Raw genomic sequence first — 15,714 nt, 5'->3', positions numbered from 1 at the left:
TTTTTCATACAAGTAATCAAGGTGTTTTTTGACTTTTCGAAAAACTTTTGCTATTGCAAACAATTCGGTCAACTTCTGCATTATCAAATGAAAAAACAGATTGATCCTATAAAAGCAGTACCAATCTGTTTATTTTCGAAAATTTAAAGAATAAATTTGTCTATATCATCTACATGAATCTTTTCTACAAACTTTTCCTTTACATATTCTTCATCAATAATAATTTCTTCTTCCTTCATATCCGGAATGTTGAACGAAATATCTTCAAGAAGTTTTTCCATAATCGTATGAAGTCTTCTCGCTCCAATATTTTCTGTCTGCTCATTCATCAGGAAAGCCATGGTCGCAATCTCTTCTATAGCACTTTCAGTAAACGTAAGCTTGATACCTTCTGTTTCCAGGAGCATCTTATGCTGCTTTAACAATGCATTTTCCGGCACCGTTAAAATCTGCACGAAAGATTCTCTTGTTAAATTCTCCAGTTCCACCCGTATTGGAAATCTTCCTTGCAATTCAGGAATTAAATCGGTCGGTTTAGCGGTATGGAACGCACCGGCACCTATGAATAAGACATGATCCGTTTTTACCGGCCCATATTTCGTATTTACTACACTGCCTTCGACAATCGGCAAGATATCTCGCTGTACACCTTCTCTGGACACATCCGCTCCGGATCTGTAAGTGGAGCCGGAGGCAATCTTATCAATTTCATCAATAAAAATGATTCCATCCTGTTCCGCGCTCTGTAAAGCTTCTTCGGTTACTTGATCCATGTCAATTAAATTCTGAGCTTCCTGTTCACGTAATATCTTTCGAGCATCTTTCACGCGAACCTTTTTCTTTTTCTTTTTTGGAGGCATCATATCACCGAAGATATTACCGATAGCAATACTCATACCTTCATTTCCCAAGTCCAGCGAGCTAGATTTAGGTGTTTCATTTACTTGAATTTCAATAAACTGTTCTTCCAGCATGCCTTCTCTAAGCTGCTGTCTTACCTGCTCTCTGGCCAGTTCTACATCACTGACTTCAGCAGTACCCGATTCTCCCTGTTCAAGCTGAGATTTTTGGCCCTGATATCCTCCGCTTAAAATAAAGTCAAATGGTCCTCTTAGGTTGCTGCTGCCGGAGGAAGATTTCTTCTTTCCCGGAATAATGGCTTCAATGATTTTTTCCTCTGCAATTTCTTCCGCAATCGAATACTTTTCCTGTAATCTATTCTGTTTCGTAATACGAATAGAAGCCTCTACTAAATCTCTTATCATTGAGTCAACATCTCTGCCGACATACCCAACTTCAGTAAACTTAGTCGCCTCGACTTTTACAAACGGCGCATCCATCAGCTTAGCAAGTCTTCTTGCTATTTCCGTTTTACCGACCCCTGTAGGTCCCATCATTAAAATATTCTTCGGAGTGATCTCTTCTCTCATTTCTTCGGGCAGCAAGCTTCTTCTATATCGGTTTCGCAAGGCAACAGCTACCGATTTTTTCGCTTCGTCCTGTCCAATAATATATTTATCAAGCTCCGCAACAATCTGTTTTGGAGTCATGCTATATAATTCGCTCATGTCTTCCTCCTATAATTTTTCAACAGAAATATTGTCATTGGTATAAACGCAAATAGAAGCCGCTATTCTCAGCGATTCCCTTACAATCTCCTCTGCACTCATCTGCGTGTTATTAAATAAGGCGCTTGCTGCTGCATAGGCATAATTTCCACCGGAGCCGATCGCTATAAAATTCTGATCCGGTTCTATCACTTCTCCATTACCGGAAATTAAAAGCATACTTTCTTTGTCTGCTGCAATCATTAAGGCTTCCAAATTTCTCATGGCTTTATCGGACCGCCAATTCTGAGCCAATGATACCGCAGCTTTTTTTAAGTTGCCGGAATGCTCATCCAGTTTCTTTTCGAATTTTTCTGTTAACGCAAAAGCATCGGAAACAGATCCCGCAAAACCTGTTATAACAGAATTCTTATAAATCTTCCTTACCTTTTTTGCTTTACTCTTCATGATGGTTTTTTCACCCATAGTTACCTGACCATCTCCCCCTATGCAGATGTCATTTTCTCCTCGTTTTACTGCTACAATGGTAGTTGCATGAAATTCTATCATTTAATCGTCCCTCGCTTTCTCTTACTCTTTATACCCACATTCACTATTGGAACACACGAAAGAACTATTTTTTGTCTTTTTTTCGAGCAATAAAGCTCCGCATTCCGGACATTTTTTATTCGTCGGTTTATTCCAATATACTTGATTGCATTCCGGATATCCGCTGCAGCCATAGAACAGTCTACCGTTCTTACCCTTTCTTGCAATAATATCCTTCCCGCATTTTGGACACTGCGCATCAATTTTATTAATAATAGGTTTGGTATTTTTGCATTCCGGATAGCCTGTGCATGCAATGAAATCCCCAAACCGCCCGCTTTTCTTAGCCATAGGTTTGCCGCACAGTTCACAGATTTCTCCGGTCAGTTCATCTTCCAGCTTTACCTTCTCAATTTCTTTATCAGCAACCTCAATCTCATCTTTTAATACTTTATAGAAATCGTCAACAATAACTTTCCAATCCAAGTTCTTTACTTCTATGTCATCCAGTCGGTCTTCCAGTTCTGCAGTGAAACCAACATCTACAATTTCTTTGAAATACTTTTCCATCAATTGAGTAACAATGGACCCCAAGTCAGTCGGCAGCAAAGACTTTTTTTCTCTGGATACATATTTTCGCTCCATCAGCGTTGCAATAATAGGCGCGTAAGTACTAGGTCTTCCAATATTCTTTTCTTCCAAATCCTTTACTAAGCTGGCTTCCGTATATCTTGCCGGAGGCTGCGTGAAGTTCTGTTCGCTTAATAATTCTACCAAGCCAAGTTGTTGGCCGTCTTCCAGATGAGGCAGCATTTTTTCATCATCATCCTCATTGCTTTCCTGATAAACTCTTAGATACCCATCAAATTTTAACTTAGAACCATTTGCTTTTAACGTATAGTCTCCGTTTTCAATTTCCGCTGCTACAGAATCATAAACGGCGGCAGTCATTTGGCTGGCCATAAATCTCGACCAGATCAGTTTATAAAGATTGTATTGATCTTTTGTTAAAGATTCCTTGACCTCTTCCGGTGTTAGATCCACATAACTCGGCCGGATCGCCTCATGCGCATCCTGAACATCCTTTTTCTTATTGGAAAAAACATTATTTGCACTATATTCTTTCCCGTATTGTCTTTCTATAAATTCTTTTGCAGCACTCTTTGCTTCATCCGATATTCTTACGGAATCCGTTCTGATATAAGTCACTAAACCTACGGTGCCATGTCCTTTCACTTCAATTCCTTCATATAGCTGCTGTGCAATCATCATGGTTTTCTTCGTATAAAAGCTCAGCTTATTGGCTGCATCTTGCTGAAGGCTGCTTGTGGTAAACGGAGCATATGATTTTTTGCTTCGCTCTTTCTTTTCAACTTTCTTTACAATATATTTATGCTGATTTAAAGCATTTACGATCTCTTCCGCAGATTCTTTATTATTTACAGTGATCTTCTTCCCTTTATATTCGATTAATTTTGCAGTAAATTTTTTCTTTGCAGATGTTTTATTCCGTTCTGCTTGATCTGATAATATTGCTGCAATGTTCCAGTATTCTTGTGGTTCAAAGGCCTGAATTGCATTTTCTCTATCACAAATAAGCTTAAGCGCGGCAGACTGAACACGTCCTGCACTTAAGCCTCTTCTTATTTTTCTCCATAGCAATGGACTTATCTGATATCCAACCAGTCGGTCCAACACACGTCTTGCTTGCTGTGCATCCACTAATTTTGCATCAATTGTTCTTGGATTTTTTACCGCATGTTGAATAGCATTTTTAGTAATCTCATTAAATACGATTCGGCAAGCTTGTTTGTCATCTAAACCTAGTAGATAAGCAATATGCCAAGAAATAGCCTCCCCTTCCCTATCCGGGTCGGTTGCGAGATATATTTTATCGGCATTTTTAGCTTCCTGCCGCATCGCCTTGATTACATCGCCTTTTCCTCGTATGGAAATATACTGCGGTTCAAAATTATTGTCAATGTCAATTCCTAACTTGCTTTTAGGCAAATCTCTAACATGTCCAACAGAAGCAACTACCTTGTATTTGCTTCCTAGGAACTTTCCTATCGTTTTTGCCTTAGAAGGTGACTCAACGATCACCAAAGTCTTGGAATTTGCCATATACTGATCCTCCTGCGGAAAATTTCTTACTTATTAAATATGTATGTTACATTACAAAAAATGATTATATTTGTATTTTGATTACTTTGCAATAAAAATTTTTTCCAAAGTCGAGTAAATGATTCCTTTTATTCCGAAAATCATAATGATTGAGATGGCTAAAAAAAACATTTTTAAATTATTCTTAGTCGAGTAAATACGATTAAATTTGTATCTCATTTAAAGTATTTGATTATATGCAGAAAAATAAAGAAGTAAGTATTGGATGTATTCCAATTTTTACTTCTCTTGGAAATTTATATAGTCTCAAGTGACTTGGTACTCTTCGCTGATTGCAATTTCTGATGATGGTTTCATTATTTAAAATTTGCAACAAAAATTTTTCCCAAAGACGAATAAATGATTCCCTTCATTTCAAGAATAGTAAGAATTGGGATGACTTGTGAAGGTTCCATTTTTACGTGTTTACAAATAAAATCAATAGATACTTCACTGGCCTGCATAATGACTGACAGAATCTTTTTTTCATCTTCTCCCAAATGGTTGAAACTATTTTCTTTTTCTTTCTTTTTTACACCGAGGACATCAAAAATATCATCAACCACGACCAAAGGATACGCCCCGTCTTGGATCAGTTTATTGGTTCCTATTGAATGAATGCTGTTGATGTTTCCGGGAAGAGCAAAAACATGCCTGCCTTGTTCTGCGGCTCTTTCGGCGGTGATAAGGGAACCGCTGCTTAATCCTGCTTCTACAATCACCGTAGCAGCACATAATCCGCTGATAATTCGATTTCTCAAGGGGAACGTAAATTTTTTAGCAGTATATCCCGGTGGATATTCCGATACAATCAATCCTTGCTCCAAAATTTGATTTCGAAGTTTTCTGTTGCCGGCCGGATAACAAAGATCGATTCCGCATCCCAGTACGGCAACCGTTTTTCCTTTTAGTTCAAGCGCCCCTTGATGGCTGTAAGAATCCACACCCCATGCCATCCCGCTTACAACAACCATTTCATTTTCTGCCAGCCGCTTTCCGATTTCAAAAGCCGCCCACTTCCCGTAGGAAGTTGCCTTTCGAGATCCCACCACAGCGACTGCAGGCATAGAGGCCAAACGAATATCCCCTATGAAGTATAAGGTTTGCGGCGGGTCTTCTATTTCCCTTAAAAGTACTGGATAACTCGGCGATGAAAGCGCTACACATTGAATCCGGTCTTCTCTTTTCATAGTATACGCTTACCTCCTTTTATCTAAATTGCGGTATTGTATCGCTTCCGCAAGATGAACGGCTTGTATCTTTTCCTTCTCATCGATATCGGCAATAGTTCTCGCCAGTTTAAGAATTTTATGGTGTGCCCGGGCACTTAAAGAGAATCGCTCAAAAGCCAGCTGAACCAATTCTTTTCCGTCTGAATCCAATTCACAGTATTTCTGCACGAGTCTGTTCGTTAACTGTGAATTAAATAAAATACCTTGATTTTTATATCTTTCCAGTTGAATATCCCGGGCGCGGTCAACCTCTTTTCTCATTTCATCGGAACTTTTACAAGCTTGCGATTCATAGCCCTCCAATTCTTTATAGGACACCGGGATAATTTCCAGATGAACGTCAATTCGATCTAATAGCGGCCCCGATAGTTTTGACCGATATTGATTGATTTGAGTCTGTGTACAGATACATTCATGAGTCGCATCTCCATAATAGCCGCATTTGCATGGATTGCTTGCAGCTATTAGCATCACATCCGAAGGGAAGGTAAACGTTCCTCCTGTTCGGCAAATGGTAATGCAATCGTCTTCCAACGGCTGCCTGAGCAGTTCCAATGTGTTTCTATTAAATTCTGCCAATTCATCTAAAAAAAGTACCCCTAGGTGAGCTAATGAAATTTCTCCCGGCTTCGGTTTGGACCCGCCTCCGGCTAACGCAGCTCCGGATATAGTATGATGTGGAGCACGAAAAGGCCGTTCAGTAATCAAAGGTCTTTCTTTCGACAATTCCCCTGCTACGCTGTATAACTTTGTGACCTCCAAACATTCTTCATAGGTCATTTCAGGCAATACGGTCGGAATTCTCTTCGCTATCATGGATTTTCCTGCCCCAGGCGGTCCTATCAGCAGCAGCCCATGTGCACCGGCACAGCATATCGTAATGGCTCTCTTTACCGCCTCTTGTCCCTTCACGTCCGAGTAATCGTCTTTGTAATCAATCCTTTTTCGATTCCGGGTTTCTCCCTCCTTAAAAGACAGTATTTCTTCTTTGCTTGTAAAATGGTCGATTAAAGAAGACAAATCGTTGATCGGATACAATTCCACGCCCTTTACCAATGCGCCTTCTTTTATGTTATCGAAAGGCAGTACAATTTTGCGCAAGCCGTTCTCTTTTAGTCCGATTACAAGCGGAAGTACACCATTTACCCGATTGATTCTTCCATCTAATGATAATTCCCCTAAAAAGGCATATTCGTGAAGTGCTGAATTACTTACGGTTCCCATAGAAGCGAGAATTCCCATTGCCATGGGTAAATCAAAATGACTTCCTTCTTTTTTGGAATGTGCCGGTGATAGATTGACCGTAATTCTTTTAGCCGGGAAAGTATATCCGGAATTTATCATAGCAGCCCGAACTCGCTCTTTAGCCTCTCTTACCATCATGTCCGGCAGACCCACTACCGATAAAGACGGCAAACCTTGTGCCAAATGAGTTTCTACAGTTACCAGCTCCGCATCAATCCCATGCAATACCCCTGTATATATCTTTGAAAACATCGTATTCCTCCTTGCCTTTAAAAAGCATTCTCCAGATGTCGTATGTAAACGTGATCTTCCCTATAAAGAACCTCAACAACATCCATTCGCTGGTCTATTTCCCCTATATGATTTTTAAGTAAATAAAACGCTGCCGTTCGTATCAGATGCAGCTGCTTTTTTTTATTCACAGCCTCACAAGGAAGTCCATAGGCTGTACTGCTTCGAGTTTTAACTTCAATAAAAACCAGCATATCTCTTTGGCTTGCAATAATATCAATTTCACCCAGCTTACATCTAAAATTTTTTTCTACTATTTTATATCCTTTTGATTCCAAATAAGTGGCCGCTATTGCCTCCCCATAACTCCCTAGATTCATTGTTATCTCCGTTCTTTTTTCTATATTTTATATTAAATGTAATATTTTGTCAAATAGACAAACAAAAAAAACCAGCCTACCTCTCTCCATAAGACTGGTCTTATTTTTTATTTATAGGAAATATGGGCGTGGCGAAGCCACCTTTTTACCCTAATACAAATTTATGTATTGCCTGAGCCACTCCATTTTCATCATTGGTTCCGGTAATATACTTTGATATCTCTTTTACGGACGGCTTAGCGTTCCCCATAGCCACCGGAAGTCCCGCAACACTCATCATCACTTCATCATTCGGACTGTCTCCACAGGCCATGATTTCCCTTTCATTTACCCCTAAAGTGGTGCAAAGGTTTCTCAAGGCATCCGCTTTGCTGGTAGTCTCTCCGCCGATTTCCAGATTATGATCAAAGGAAGTGGTTATGGTCACCTTGTGGAGCTGTTTTAACCGTTCCCTCATCATGATTCTATCCTCTTGATTCGCAAAATTGATGTTAATATTTTCAATGATACTGCGGTTCTGTACCATATACGTTAAGACATTTTCATAGGGGAGTCTCGTCTGTTTAATGTAATTGGTATGTTTCGGTGTGAATCCGAGCTTATCGATGTTGTCGTAAATATGTTTTTCTACAAAGGCCTTTCCATTTAGGAAGATTTCTACCATGAAAGGATATTGACTTAACAATTCATAGACCCCCGTAATGGCTTCTGAGGCAATACAATTTTGGTATACAACCTTCTCTTTCCGCAAATCGGTAATGGCTGCTCCGTTCGAAGTGATAGCATATTCTATACCGGATACATTTAAAATATCTTCCGGCAGTGCAGACCGCACCCTCCCTGTGGCAATAACAACATGCACGCCATTTGCAGTAGCGGCATTCAGTGCTTGCCTATTTACGTCGGATAGCTTACCTAAACTATTTAATGTGGTTCCATCCAAATCTAATGCAATTAATTTTATCGCCATTGAAATTACCTTTCTATAATATCCAAGAATTCTTTATTATGTTGCCGTACATACTTCATCGTACAGGAGTCGCCATGTCCTGGATAGATCATTATATCATTTTCCCACTTGTCAATCACGTCTCGGATAGACTGTTCCATTTTATAGTCCGATCCGTCCTCTAAGTCCGTACGTCCCAAATCTATATTAAAAATAGTGTCTCCGGTAAACACCAGCTTGCTGTCTTCCGAGTAAAAGCAAACACTTCCTTCCGTATGTCCCGGCGTGTGCAACACTTTTATGTTCTCTCCATCCAGTACCAATACATCTCCGTCCTCTAACGTATGATGAACCGTTCCGCGATAGATCTCCAGATCACCCCAGTGCATATAAATAGGGCACTCCACCAAGTCACTGAGTTTATCTACAGCTCCGGTATGATCGTAATGATGATGCGTCAGCAAAATACCATCTGCCGTTAACTTCATTTTTTGAATTTGCACAGCGAATTTTTCCGCATTATAACCCGGATCAATAACAAAACAGTGTCCGCCCTCATTCTGATATAGAATATATCCGTTGCTTTCCAAATTGCCTCCAACAATACGTTTTATCTTCATTTTTTACTCCTTTGACTTTCACTCTGCAATTTATCTCTATTTATTTACGATTTATATGCATATTAATGTTATTATTTCTTTCATTTTAGACTATTTCATACCATCTTGCAAATAAATGTTGCGAAACAAAAATCAAGTGGTATAATAACTTTACGCTATTGGAAACAGTAGCATTTCGTATTTAATCCACTAGGCCTGAAGGTCTAAAATAACATTGAAAAAGAGGAAACAGAAAATGAAAATAGCTATAGCCGGTGCTGGTAAATTAGGACTGAAAATTGCCGAAGCACTATTAGTAGGCGATCATTCCGTGACGATTATCGATAAGGATGAAGAAGTACTGCAAAAACTGACCAGTCACATGGATATTTTGACGGTCAATGCCAATGCAAAACAAATCAGCATATTAGAAGAAATGAAAATAGGAACGTTCGACTATTTTCTTGCTGCAACCGATCGAGATGAAAAAAATATCGTCATCGCTTCCTTTGCGAAAAAGCTTGGGTGTTCAAAGGTTATTGCCAGAGTGCGAGATCCTGAACATATGAATCAAATGGGCTTTATAAAGGAAACCATGGGTATCGACTTTATTGTGAACCCGGACTTAGCTATTACCGTAGAAATATACAAATACTTAGTCGAAAAGTATTCTTTAAGCAACGGGATATTTTCCAGCGGGAAAGTATCCTTACTTGAATTCCCTGCCAATAAGATGCCTCAGATTATTGGGGTTTCTATGTTTAATATCGGCCAAATTTTCCCGAATATGCTCGTCGTATCCATTTCAAGAAACGGCAAGATTATCATCCCTCATGGAGAAACTACCATACATGCAGGAGACGGTTTATACATCATGGGACAGCGGCTTCCGATTCAAAAGCTCTCTTCAAAAGTACATGAAAAGGGTAAATACACCGGACTGCAAAAAGTGATGATTATCGGTGGAGGAAAAACCGGTCTATATCTGGCTAAAAAACTAGCAGAATTCGGTATTGCCGTAAAGATCATTGAAAAAGACAAAGCCCGCTGCCATTATTTAGCGGCTCACCTTGATGATGTTATGATTTTACATGGGGATGCAACGGATATCAGTTTATTGGAAGAGGAAAATTTGAACGATATGGATGCGGTTGTTACCGCAACAGGCTTTGATGAAGACAATCTTCTTTTAGCGTTAATGGCTAAGCAGCATAACATAGAAGATGTTATTGCAAAAGTTAGCCGTGCAAGTTATGCAGACTTAATTGAAAAGATGGGGATTGATATGGCCTTAAATCCACTGGATATCACTGCAGCCAGCATTATTCGTTTTATTCAAGGATCCAAACGTGTTATTTCCTCACAGTTGATTCAAGGACAAGCAGAAATCATGGAAATCATTGCAGAGAAGCATATGCCGCTCATCAATACCCCTTTAAAGAATCTTCATTTACCGGATGGGGTGATCATTGCAGCTCTTCATCGAGGCTTAGATGTCATCATTCCGTCAGGTGAAACCAAGATATTAGAAGGAGATAGAGTAATTACCGTGTCGTTGCTGTCTGCCTTATCCGATCTTGAGAAAATGCTTACGAGCAATAGACCAAGTTTTTTAAGTAGGAGATAAGCATCATGAATTTAAACTTCAAACTATTTTTCAGGTCCCTAGGAGCCCTGATGATGGTAATGGGCGGAGTAATGATTTTTCCACTCATTGTATCGATACTTTACAATGAGCTGGAGACAGCTATTACCTTTATCGTAACCATTGTTTCTACCTTGCTCATCGGGCTTGTTATTTATTTTGGGATAACTCCTACTCGAACCCGTCTTACTGCACGAGATGGTTTCCTTATCGTGTCTGTAGGTTGGATTTTAGCATCGGTTGTAGGGGCGATTCCTTTTATTGCTTCTGGCGCAATACCCAACTTTTTTGATGCATTTTTTGAAACATCTTCCGGCTTAACGACTACCGGTGCCACCATATTAAAAGAAATAGAATCTCTGCCAAAAGGAATTCTATTTTGGCGGTCTTTTACCAATTGGATCGGTGGTATGGGGATATTGGTGTTTGCTGTTGCGTTTCTTCCTTCTTTAGGAATAGGTGCAAACCTGATTGCGGCTTCAGAAGCACCAGGACCGACCTTAGATAAAATTACACCGAAGATTTCTGATACAGCCAAACGGTTGTATCAGATTTATTTAATACTTACATTTTTGGAAGTCATCTGTTTACTGCTTGCCGGTACAAATTTATATGATGCGCTTACACATACCTTCGGCTCAGTCGGTACAGGCGGTTTTTCAAATTATAATGATAGCGTCGCACATTTTAATAGCCCATTAATTGATGGGATCATTACTACTTTTATGCTTTTATCTGCGATTAACTTCAACTTATATTTTTATGCTTTTAAAAATAAAGGCGGAATCAAAAACCTTTTTGCAGACAGCGAATTCAAATTTTATCTTTGGATAGTAGCTATGGCGATCCTATTCATTACGCTGAATTTATTTGTAACCGGTATTTACAAAGGGATAGGGGAATCGTTACGTTTTTCTTCTTTCCAAGTTGCCTCTATTTTGACGACTACAGGTTTTATGTCGGCAGACTATGACGTTTGGCCTACTTTCAGCAAAATGGTTCTTTTGATACTCTTTTGCGTTGGCGGCTGCTCTTCCTCCACCGGAGGGGGAATCAAAGTGATCCGCATACTGGTTATGTTAAAACTAATCGGCAGAGGTATCGCAGTAAGGCTTCACCCGAATGTGATTATTTCGGTAAAAATAAATGAGAAGAAACTTAGTATCGATACCGTTTCATCTATTGCTAACTTTATTTTTTTATACATTGCAACAGTGCTGGTAGGTACGATTCTAATCTGCTTAGAGGGTATTGATATTGTAACTTCTTTCAGTGCAGTACTTACTTGCATAGGAAATGTCGGCCCTGGTTTTAATTTAGTAGGACCTGTAAATAACTTCGGTTTCTTTTCATCCCCTGTTAAATTTTTATTGTCGCTCTTCATGTTAGCAGGACGTCTTGAGTTATTTACATTTCTTATGTTATTCACTCGTAAGTTCTGGCTTTATGATAAATAAGAGGTTTTTGTTATGTCATTTAACTATCGTTTAATTTTTAAAATTTTATGCCTTGTAACGGTCCTTATCGGAGGAACGATGTCCGTTCCTCTTGCTACTGCATTTATTTATCAAGAATGGAGAGAAGTTACCAGCTTTTTCATATTGATGCTTATCTTAATATTGTCTGGATATATCGGTTTTATTTTTATAAAACCTGAATCGCAAAAATTGAGAATGCGTGACGGCTATTTAGTGGTTTCTTCCTGTTGGATTACCGCTTCTTTATTGGGAGCACTTCCTTACCTGATTTCAGGTTATGCACTTGTAGATGGTATTTTTGAATCGGTGGCCGGCTTTACGACAACCGGAGCCTCTGTCGTTGATCTAGAATCCCTTCCACACAGTCTGGTCATGTGGAAAGGCGTTTCAAGTTGGCTTGGCGGAATGGGAATATTGGTTCTTGCCATTTCCATATTACCGGCATTAGGAATCAGCGCCTACTCTTTAGCCTACGCTGAAGTGCCGGGGATCTCCCTCAGTAAGGTGGCGAATCGTATCTCCGATTCCTCTAAAATGCTGTACCTATTTTACTGTTCCTTTACCATATTGGAATTCCTGTTGCTTTTGCTCAGTCCTATGGATACATTTGATGCCATCATTACGACAATGGGCAGCGTAAGCACCAGCGGATTAACCTCCATGTATGATGTCTTTCTATCCTATGATAGCTTGTATATTGAGATTATTGTTTGTACTTTTACTTTTTTAGCATCCATTAACTTCACCCTTTATTATCATGTATTGAACAGAAATTGGCGTATCGTTTTACATGATATTGAATTTCGTGGATACGCTGCTATCTTGGGAATCAGTTCTGCTTTAGTTGTGGCCACCTTGTATTTTACAGGTTCCTATAACTTTATGAATTCTCTGAGATATGGGATCTTCCACGTTGTATCTTTTTCCACGACTTCAGGCTTTGCCATTGTCGAACAGGAATCTTGGCCTACTTTTTGTATGAGTATCCTTTGTATGCTCATGTTAATAGGAGGGTGCTCCTCTTCTACCTGCGGGTCCATCAAAGTGATCCGATTCTTGGTAGCTATGAAGTTAATCGGCCGTGGTTTTATGAAAAGAATTCACCCACGTTCCGTTTATGCGGTTAAACTGGGTGGAGAAGCCATCTCCGCACAAAAAGTATCTCACCTCACGGCATTCATCATGTTGTTTTTTGTGATAATCGTTTTTTCATCACTTCTATTATCACTTCAAAATCTCGATTTATTTACAACCTTGTCCTCTTCATTGGCAATGATTTCTAATACAGGGTTAGGTTTTGGTTTAGTTAGTGATGCGGATTATAGCGTTTACTGCCCACCGCTTCGTCTTGTTTTATGCATGTTAATGATTGTCGGTCGTTTGGAATTATTTACCATAGTTGTACTGTTTGTTCCTTCCTTCTGGAATCCGGACAAATATAGCTACCATTAGAAATGTAGAATAAAAAAGAACAGAAAAGAGCAAGCTAAATTCAAAAAGCCTGCTTTTTTTTCATATAAAAAATAAAGGAGATGAGAATTATGTTAATAAAAGATCTTATGACTCCCAGCGTAAGCTGTGTGCGTCCAGAAACGCCACTTTCACAGGTTGCTCAGCAGATGAAACAAGAAAATGTGGGCTCCATTCCTGTGTGTAACGATAATGGTAGAGTTCTAGGTATCATAACAGATAGAGATATCGTATTACGCGCTGTTGCCTCAGGGAAAGACGCTTCAAAAGCCGAAGACGTTATGACAAGAGATGTATCCTGTGCAACACCAAATATGAATACACATGATGCGGCGATGTTGCTCGCGAAGCATCAAGTTCGCCGTTTACCGGTTGTCTCCAATGATCGGTTAGTCGGGATCATTTCCCTCGCCGATATTGCACGTAAGCCTATTTACGTAGATGAAGCAGGAGATGCGCTCTCCGCAATTTCAAAGCCGAACGGTGTGATGTAATCCAACAACAATCGATATCCTATAAAAAAGAAGGGGCATTCTTCAAATAGAATGCCCCTTCTTTTTTATATTAACATCATTCCCCTTTAGATTTTTACTGGAATAATAGTACCGCAAAATTCAATGGATTCAACATCTTCGAGCCGAACAATTTGATCAAATTGTGCATCAATAATCGTTCCTTTAAGAGAGCCGGTATAAGCTCCTCGACCGCACTTATTCAAATCAATCACATCACCATTTTTCATATGAATGAGCCAAGGTGCTTCCATCACATCATGATGTTTCAAATCCAAATTGTTTAAAGTCATATTGATGGAAATTGGAGACAATCTTATTTGTTTCACATTTACTTCCATATCTTTATAACTTATCTTTTGATTCACATTCCAACAAAGAGAATTATCTTTATAATTTAAAGGAAAAGTGATCTTCCATTCTCCTTGTATAAGAATATGATACCAATCATTTTCATCTCCAGCTGTTCCCGGTTCTGTCATCTGCGGAATGGTTGCCATTTCTTCTTCGGTCTTATAAGTGGAGAAATCTTCAAAGCTTATCGTCATATTTTCCCCCACTAATTTTTTACTGGAACTCAGACATAACATCATTGGTATCCTATTGTCCGTTTTATTCGCATCCTCCAGTTCCTGGAAAGAATATCCCATTCCGTAACTACCTATAGCACCTCCAATTTGAATATTATTTGTTACAAAAGTATATTGTTCCTTATCCAGGACCATTCCCTCCGGTGCTATAATGTCAAACATCACATAAACCGCGTTGCTGTCTCCCACTGCTTCTTTCACATCAATGGTCAGCCCATTAGCGGACACTTGTTTATCAATAATCATTCCGATGCTATTGAGCAATTCAGTTTCTTCCTGACTTTTAGGATTAAAGAAGCTGAGCATTCCACCGTTTAAACTCACCGCGGCAAAACCAACTGCCCCCATAGCAAACACCGAAATGCAAGCTGCTAGTAAAATTCCTAATCGTCTCTTGCGGATATTTTTTGAATATGTTTTTACTATTTCTTTTTCCTGTAATCCTGCTTTCTCTAAAACAGCATGTAAGATTCGCTGCTTTTCATCTTCATCAATTGGCATTTCCTCTATCGCTTTTTCATCCTTCAATTGATAGTAATCCATCAGTTCATCCAATCTATTCATAATATTATTCCCCTTTCAATCAACGAATCCTTGAGCACTTTTTTTCCGCGGTACAATTTGTTTTCTACCACCTTCGGACTAATTGAAAGCGATTCTGCAATCGCGTTAATCCTTTCTTGCAAAAAGTACCGCCTTATAAATATTTTTCGATCCGGTTCAGGCAAAGCATCTACTGCTTCTTGGAGAATTCGAATATTTTCTGATTTTGCCAGTTCTTCCGTGACGTCTACATGGATACCTAAATCGTTTTCTTCAATCGGAAACAGTTCTTCTTGTGCATTCCGCTTTCTGCAAAAATCAATAGCCGTATGCCTTGCGATTCCATACAAATAGCTTTTTAGAAGGACCCCATTATCGTTCTGAAACCGATCTATTCCTTGCCACAATTTTACAAATGTATCAGAAACACATTCTTCCGTATCTTGTTGACAGTGATTCCCTATAATTTTTTGTATAATCCATTTAACGGTTCCCCCATACAAATCAATTGCTTTTGTCAGGCCTTCCTGCGGATCACTCTTCAAAAGCAATATCAGCTCATTATCGTTCATAGTTTCCTC

14 protein-coding genes are annotated in these 15,714 nt (G+C 39.2%); 4 read left to right on the top strand and 10 right to left on the bottom strand.

All coding sequences use genetic code 11. The features are described 5' to 3' along the window. Positions 1 to 143: 143 nt before the first annotated feature. The 8 genes from hslU to JYB65_RS01450 form a co-directional block, all read right to left on the bottom strand. Positions 144 to 1,568 carry an ATP-dependent protease ATPase subunit HslU gene (gene hslU / locus JYB65_RS01485; RefSeq protein ID WP_206580814.1) on the bottom strand — a complete coding sequence of 475 codons (1,425 nt, stop codon included), beginning with the start codon at positions 1,566 to 1,568 and terminating at the stop codon, positions 144 to 146. 9 nt (positions 1,569 to 1,577) lie between these two features. Next, positions 1,578 to 2,117 (bottom strand): ATP-dependent protease subunit HslV, encoded by a 540-nt coding sequence (hslV, locus tag JYB65_RS01480; RefSeq protein WP_206580813.1) that lies wholly within the window; start codon positions 2,115 to 2,117, stop codon positions 1,578 to 1,580. A 21-nt stretch (positions 2,118 to 2,138) separates the two neighbouring features. Beyond that, positions 2,139 to 4,220, bottom strand: a complete 2,082-nt coding sequence (gene topA / locus JYB65_RS01475; protein ID WP_206580812.1) for a type I DNA topoisomerase — start codon at positions 4,218 to 4,220, stop codon at positions 2,139 to 2,141. A gap of 356 nt (positions 4,221 to 4,576) precedes the next feature. Continuing rightward, positions 4,577 to 5,449 carry a DNA-processing protein DprA gene (gene dprA, locus JYB65_RS01470; protein WP_206580811.1) on the bottom strand — a complete coding sequence of 291 codons (873 nt, stop codon included), beginning with the start codon at positions 5,447 to 5,449 and terminating at the stop codon, positions 4,577 to 4,579. 9 nt (positions 5,450 to 5,458) lie between these two features. Next, positions 5,459 to 6,988 (bottom strand): YifB family Mg chelatase-like AAA ATPase, encoded by a 1,530-nt coding sequence (locus tag JYB65_RS01465; protein ID WP_206580810.1) that lies wholly within the window; start codon positions 6,986 to 6,988, stop codon positions 5,459 to 5,461. 17 nt (positions 6,989 to 7,005) lie between these two features. Beyond that, positions 7,006 to 7,353, bottom strand: coding sequence for a YraN family protein (locus JYB65_RS01460; RefSeq protein WP_342366625.1), 348 nt, complete (start codon positions 7,351 to 7,353; stop codon positions 7,006 to 7,008). Between the two features lie 139 nt (positions 7,354 to 7,492). Continuing rightward, a complete protein-coding gene (locus JYB65_RS01455; protein WP_206580808.1) occupies positions 7,493 to 8,317 on the bottom strand; it encodes a Cof-type HAD-IIB family hydrolase in 825 nt (274 codons plus the stop codon). A gap of 5 nt (positions 8,318 to 8,322) precedes the next feature. Further along, entirely contained in the window at positions 8,323 to 8,916 is a 594-nt protein-coding gene (locus tag JYB65_RS01450) for an MBL fold metallo-hydrolase (protein ID WP_206580807.1), read from the bottom strand. A gap of 235 nt (positions 8,917 to 9,151) precedes the next feature. On the opposite strand from JYB65_RS01450, the gene trkA reads away from it, so the two are divergent. From trkA to JYB65_RS01430, 4 genes are all read left to right on the top strand, one after another. Beyond that, complete coding sequence (gene trkA, locus JYB65_RS01445) at positions 9,152 to 10,522, top strand: Trk system potassium transporter TrkA (RefSeq protein WP_206580806.1); 1,371 nt, start codon at positions 9,152 to 9,154, stop codon at positions 10,520 to 10,522. Between the two features lie 5 nt (positions 10,523 to 10,527). Further along, on the top strand, positions 10,528 to 11,997 hold the full coding sequence (locus tag JYB65_RS01440; protein ID WP_206580805.1) for a TrkH family potassium uptake protein: 1,470 nt from the start codon (positions 10,528 to 10,530) through the stop codon (positions 11,995 to 11,997). 12 nt (positions 11,998 to 12,009) lie between these two features. Next, complete coding sequence (locus JYB65_RS01435) at positions 12,010 to 13,470, top strand: TrkH family potassium uptake protein (RefSeq protein ID WP_206580804.1); 1,461 nt, start codon at positions 12,010 to 12,012, stop codon at positions 13,468 to 13,470. A gap of 80 nt (positions 13,471 to 13,550) precedes the next feature. Next, positions 13,551 to 13,982 (top strand): CBS domain-containing protein, encoded by a 432-nt coding sequence (locus JYB65_RS01430; protein WP_206580803.1) that lies wholly within the window; start codon positions 13,551 to 13,553, stop codon positions 13,980 to 13,982. 86 nt (positions 13,983 to 14,068) lie between these two features. On the opposite strand, the gene JYB65_RS01425 is transcribed toward JYB65_RS01430, so the two are convergent. Next, positions 14,069 to 15,154, bottom strand: coding sequence for a DUF4179 domain-containing protein (locus JYB65_RS01425; RefSeq protein ID WP_206580802.1), 1,086 nt, complete (start codon positions 15,152 to 15,154; stop codon positions 14,069 to 14,071). After that, positions 15,151 to 15,705, bottom strand: a complete 555-nt coding sequence (locus JYB65_RS01420) for an RNA polymerase sigma factor (RefSeq protein ID WP_206580801.1) — start codon at positions 15,703 to 15,705, stop codon at positions 15,151 to 15,153. Before JYB65_RS01420 ends, JYB65_RS01425 begins: the two co-directional genes overlap by 4 nt. Between the last annotated feature and the right edge of the window lie 9 nt (positions 15,706 to 15,714).

The sequence above is a fragment of the Clostridium aminobutyricum genome (assembly GCF_017255415.1).
Classification (GTDB): Bacteria; Bacillota; Clostridia; order Peptostreptococcales; family Anaerovoracaceae; genus Aminipila; species Aminipila aminobutyrica.
This window is presented reverse-complemented; position numbering and strand designations above follow the sequence as displayed.

What these genes read in the sequence shown, in the direction of transcription:
- JYB65_RS01425 (WP_206580802.1), bottom strand. Translation starts at nt 15,154, where the DNA reads ATGAATAGATTGGATGAACTGATGGATTACTATCAATTGAAGGATGAA.
- JYB65_RS01430 (WP_206580803.1), top strand. Translation starts at nt 13,551, where the DNA reads ATGAGAATTATGTTAATAAAAGATCTTATGACTCCCAGCGTAAGCTGT.
- JYB65_RS01420 (WP_206580801.1), bottom strand. Translation starts at nt 15,705, where the DNA reads ATGAACGATAATGAGCTGATATTGCTTTTGAAGAGTGATCCGCAGGAA.
- topA (WP_206580812.1), bottom strand. Translation starts at nt 4,220, where the DNA reads ATGGCAAATTCCAAGACTTTGGTGATCGTTGAGTCACCTTCTAAGGCA.
- trkA (WP_206580806.1), top strand. Translation starts at nt 9,152, where the DNA reads ATGAAAATAGCTATAGCCGGTGCTGGTAAATTAGGACTGAAAATTGCC.
- JYB65_RS01435 (WP_206580804.1), top strand. Translation starts at nt 12,010, where the DNA reads ATGTCATTTAACTATCGTTTAATTTTTAAAATTTTATGCCTTGTAACG.
- JYB65_RS01455 (WP_206580808.1), bottom strand. Translation starts at nt 8,317, where the DNA reads ATGGCGATAAAATTAATTGCATTAGATTTGGATGGAACCACATTAAAT.
- dprA (WP_206580811.1), bottom strand. Translation starts at nt 5,449, where the DNA reads ATGAAAAGAGAAGACCGGATTCAATGTGTAGCGCTTTCATCGCCGAGT.
- JYB65_RS01450 (WP_206580807.1), bottom strand. Translation starts at nt 8,916, where the DNA reads ATGAAGATAAAACGTATTGTTGGAGGCAATTTGGAAAGCAACGGATAT.
- JYB65_RS01465 (WP_206580810.1), bottom strand. Translation starts at nt 6,988, where the DNA reads ATGTTTTCAAAGATATATACAGGGGTATTGCATGGGATTGATGCGGAG.
- hslV (WP_206580813.1), bottom strand. Translation starts at nt 2,117, where the DNA reads ATGATAGAATTTCATGCAACTACCATTGTAGCAGTAAAACGAGGAGAA.
- hslU (WP_206580814.1), bottom strand. Translation starts at nt 1,568, where the DNA reads ATGAGCGAATTATATAGCATGACTCCAAAACAGATTGTTGCGGAGCTT.
- JYB65_RS01440 (WP_206580805.1), top strand. Translation starts at nt 10,528, where the DNA reads ATGAATTTAAACTTCAAACTATTTTTCAGGTCCCTAGGAGCCCTGATG.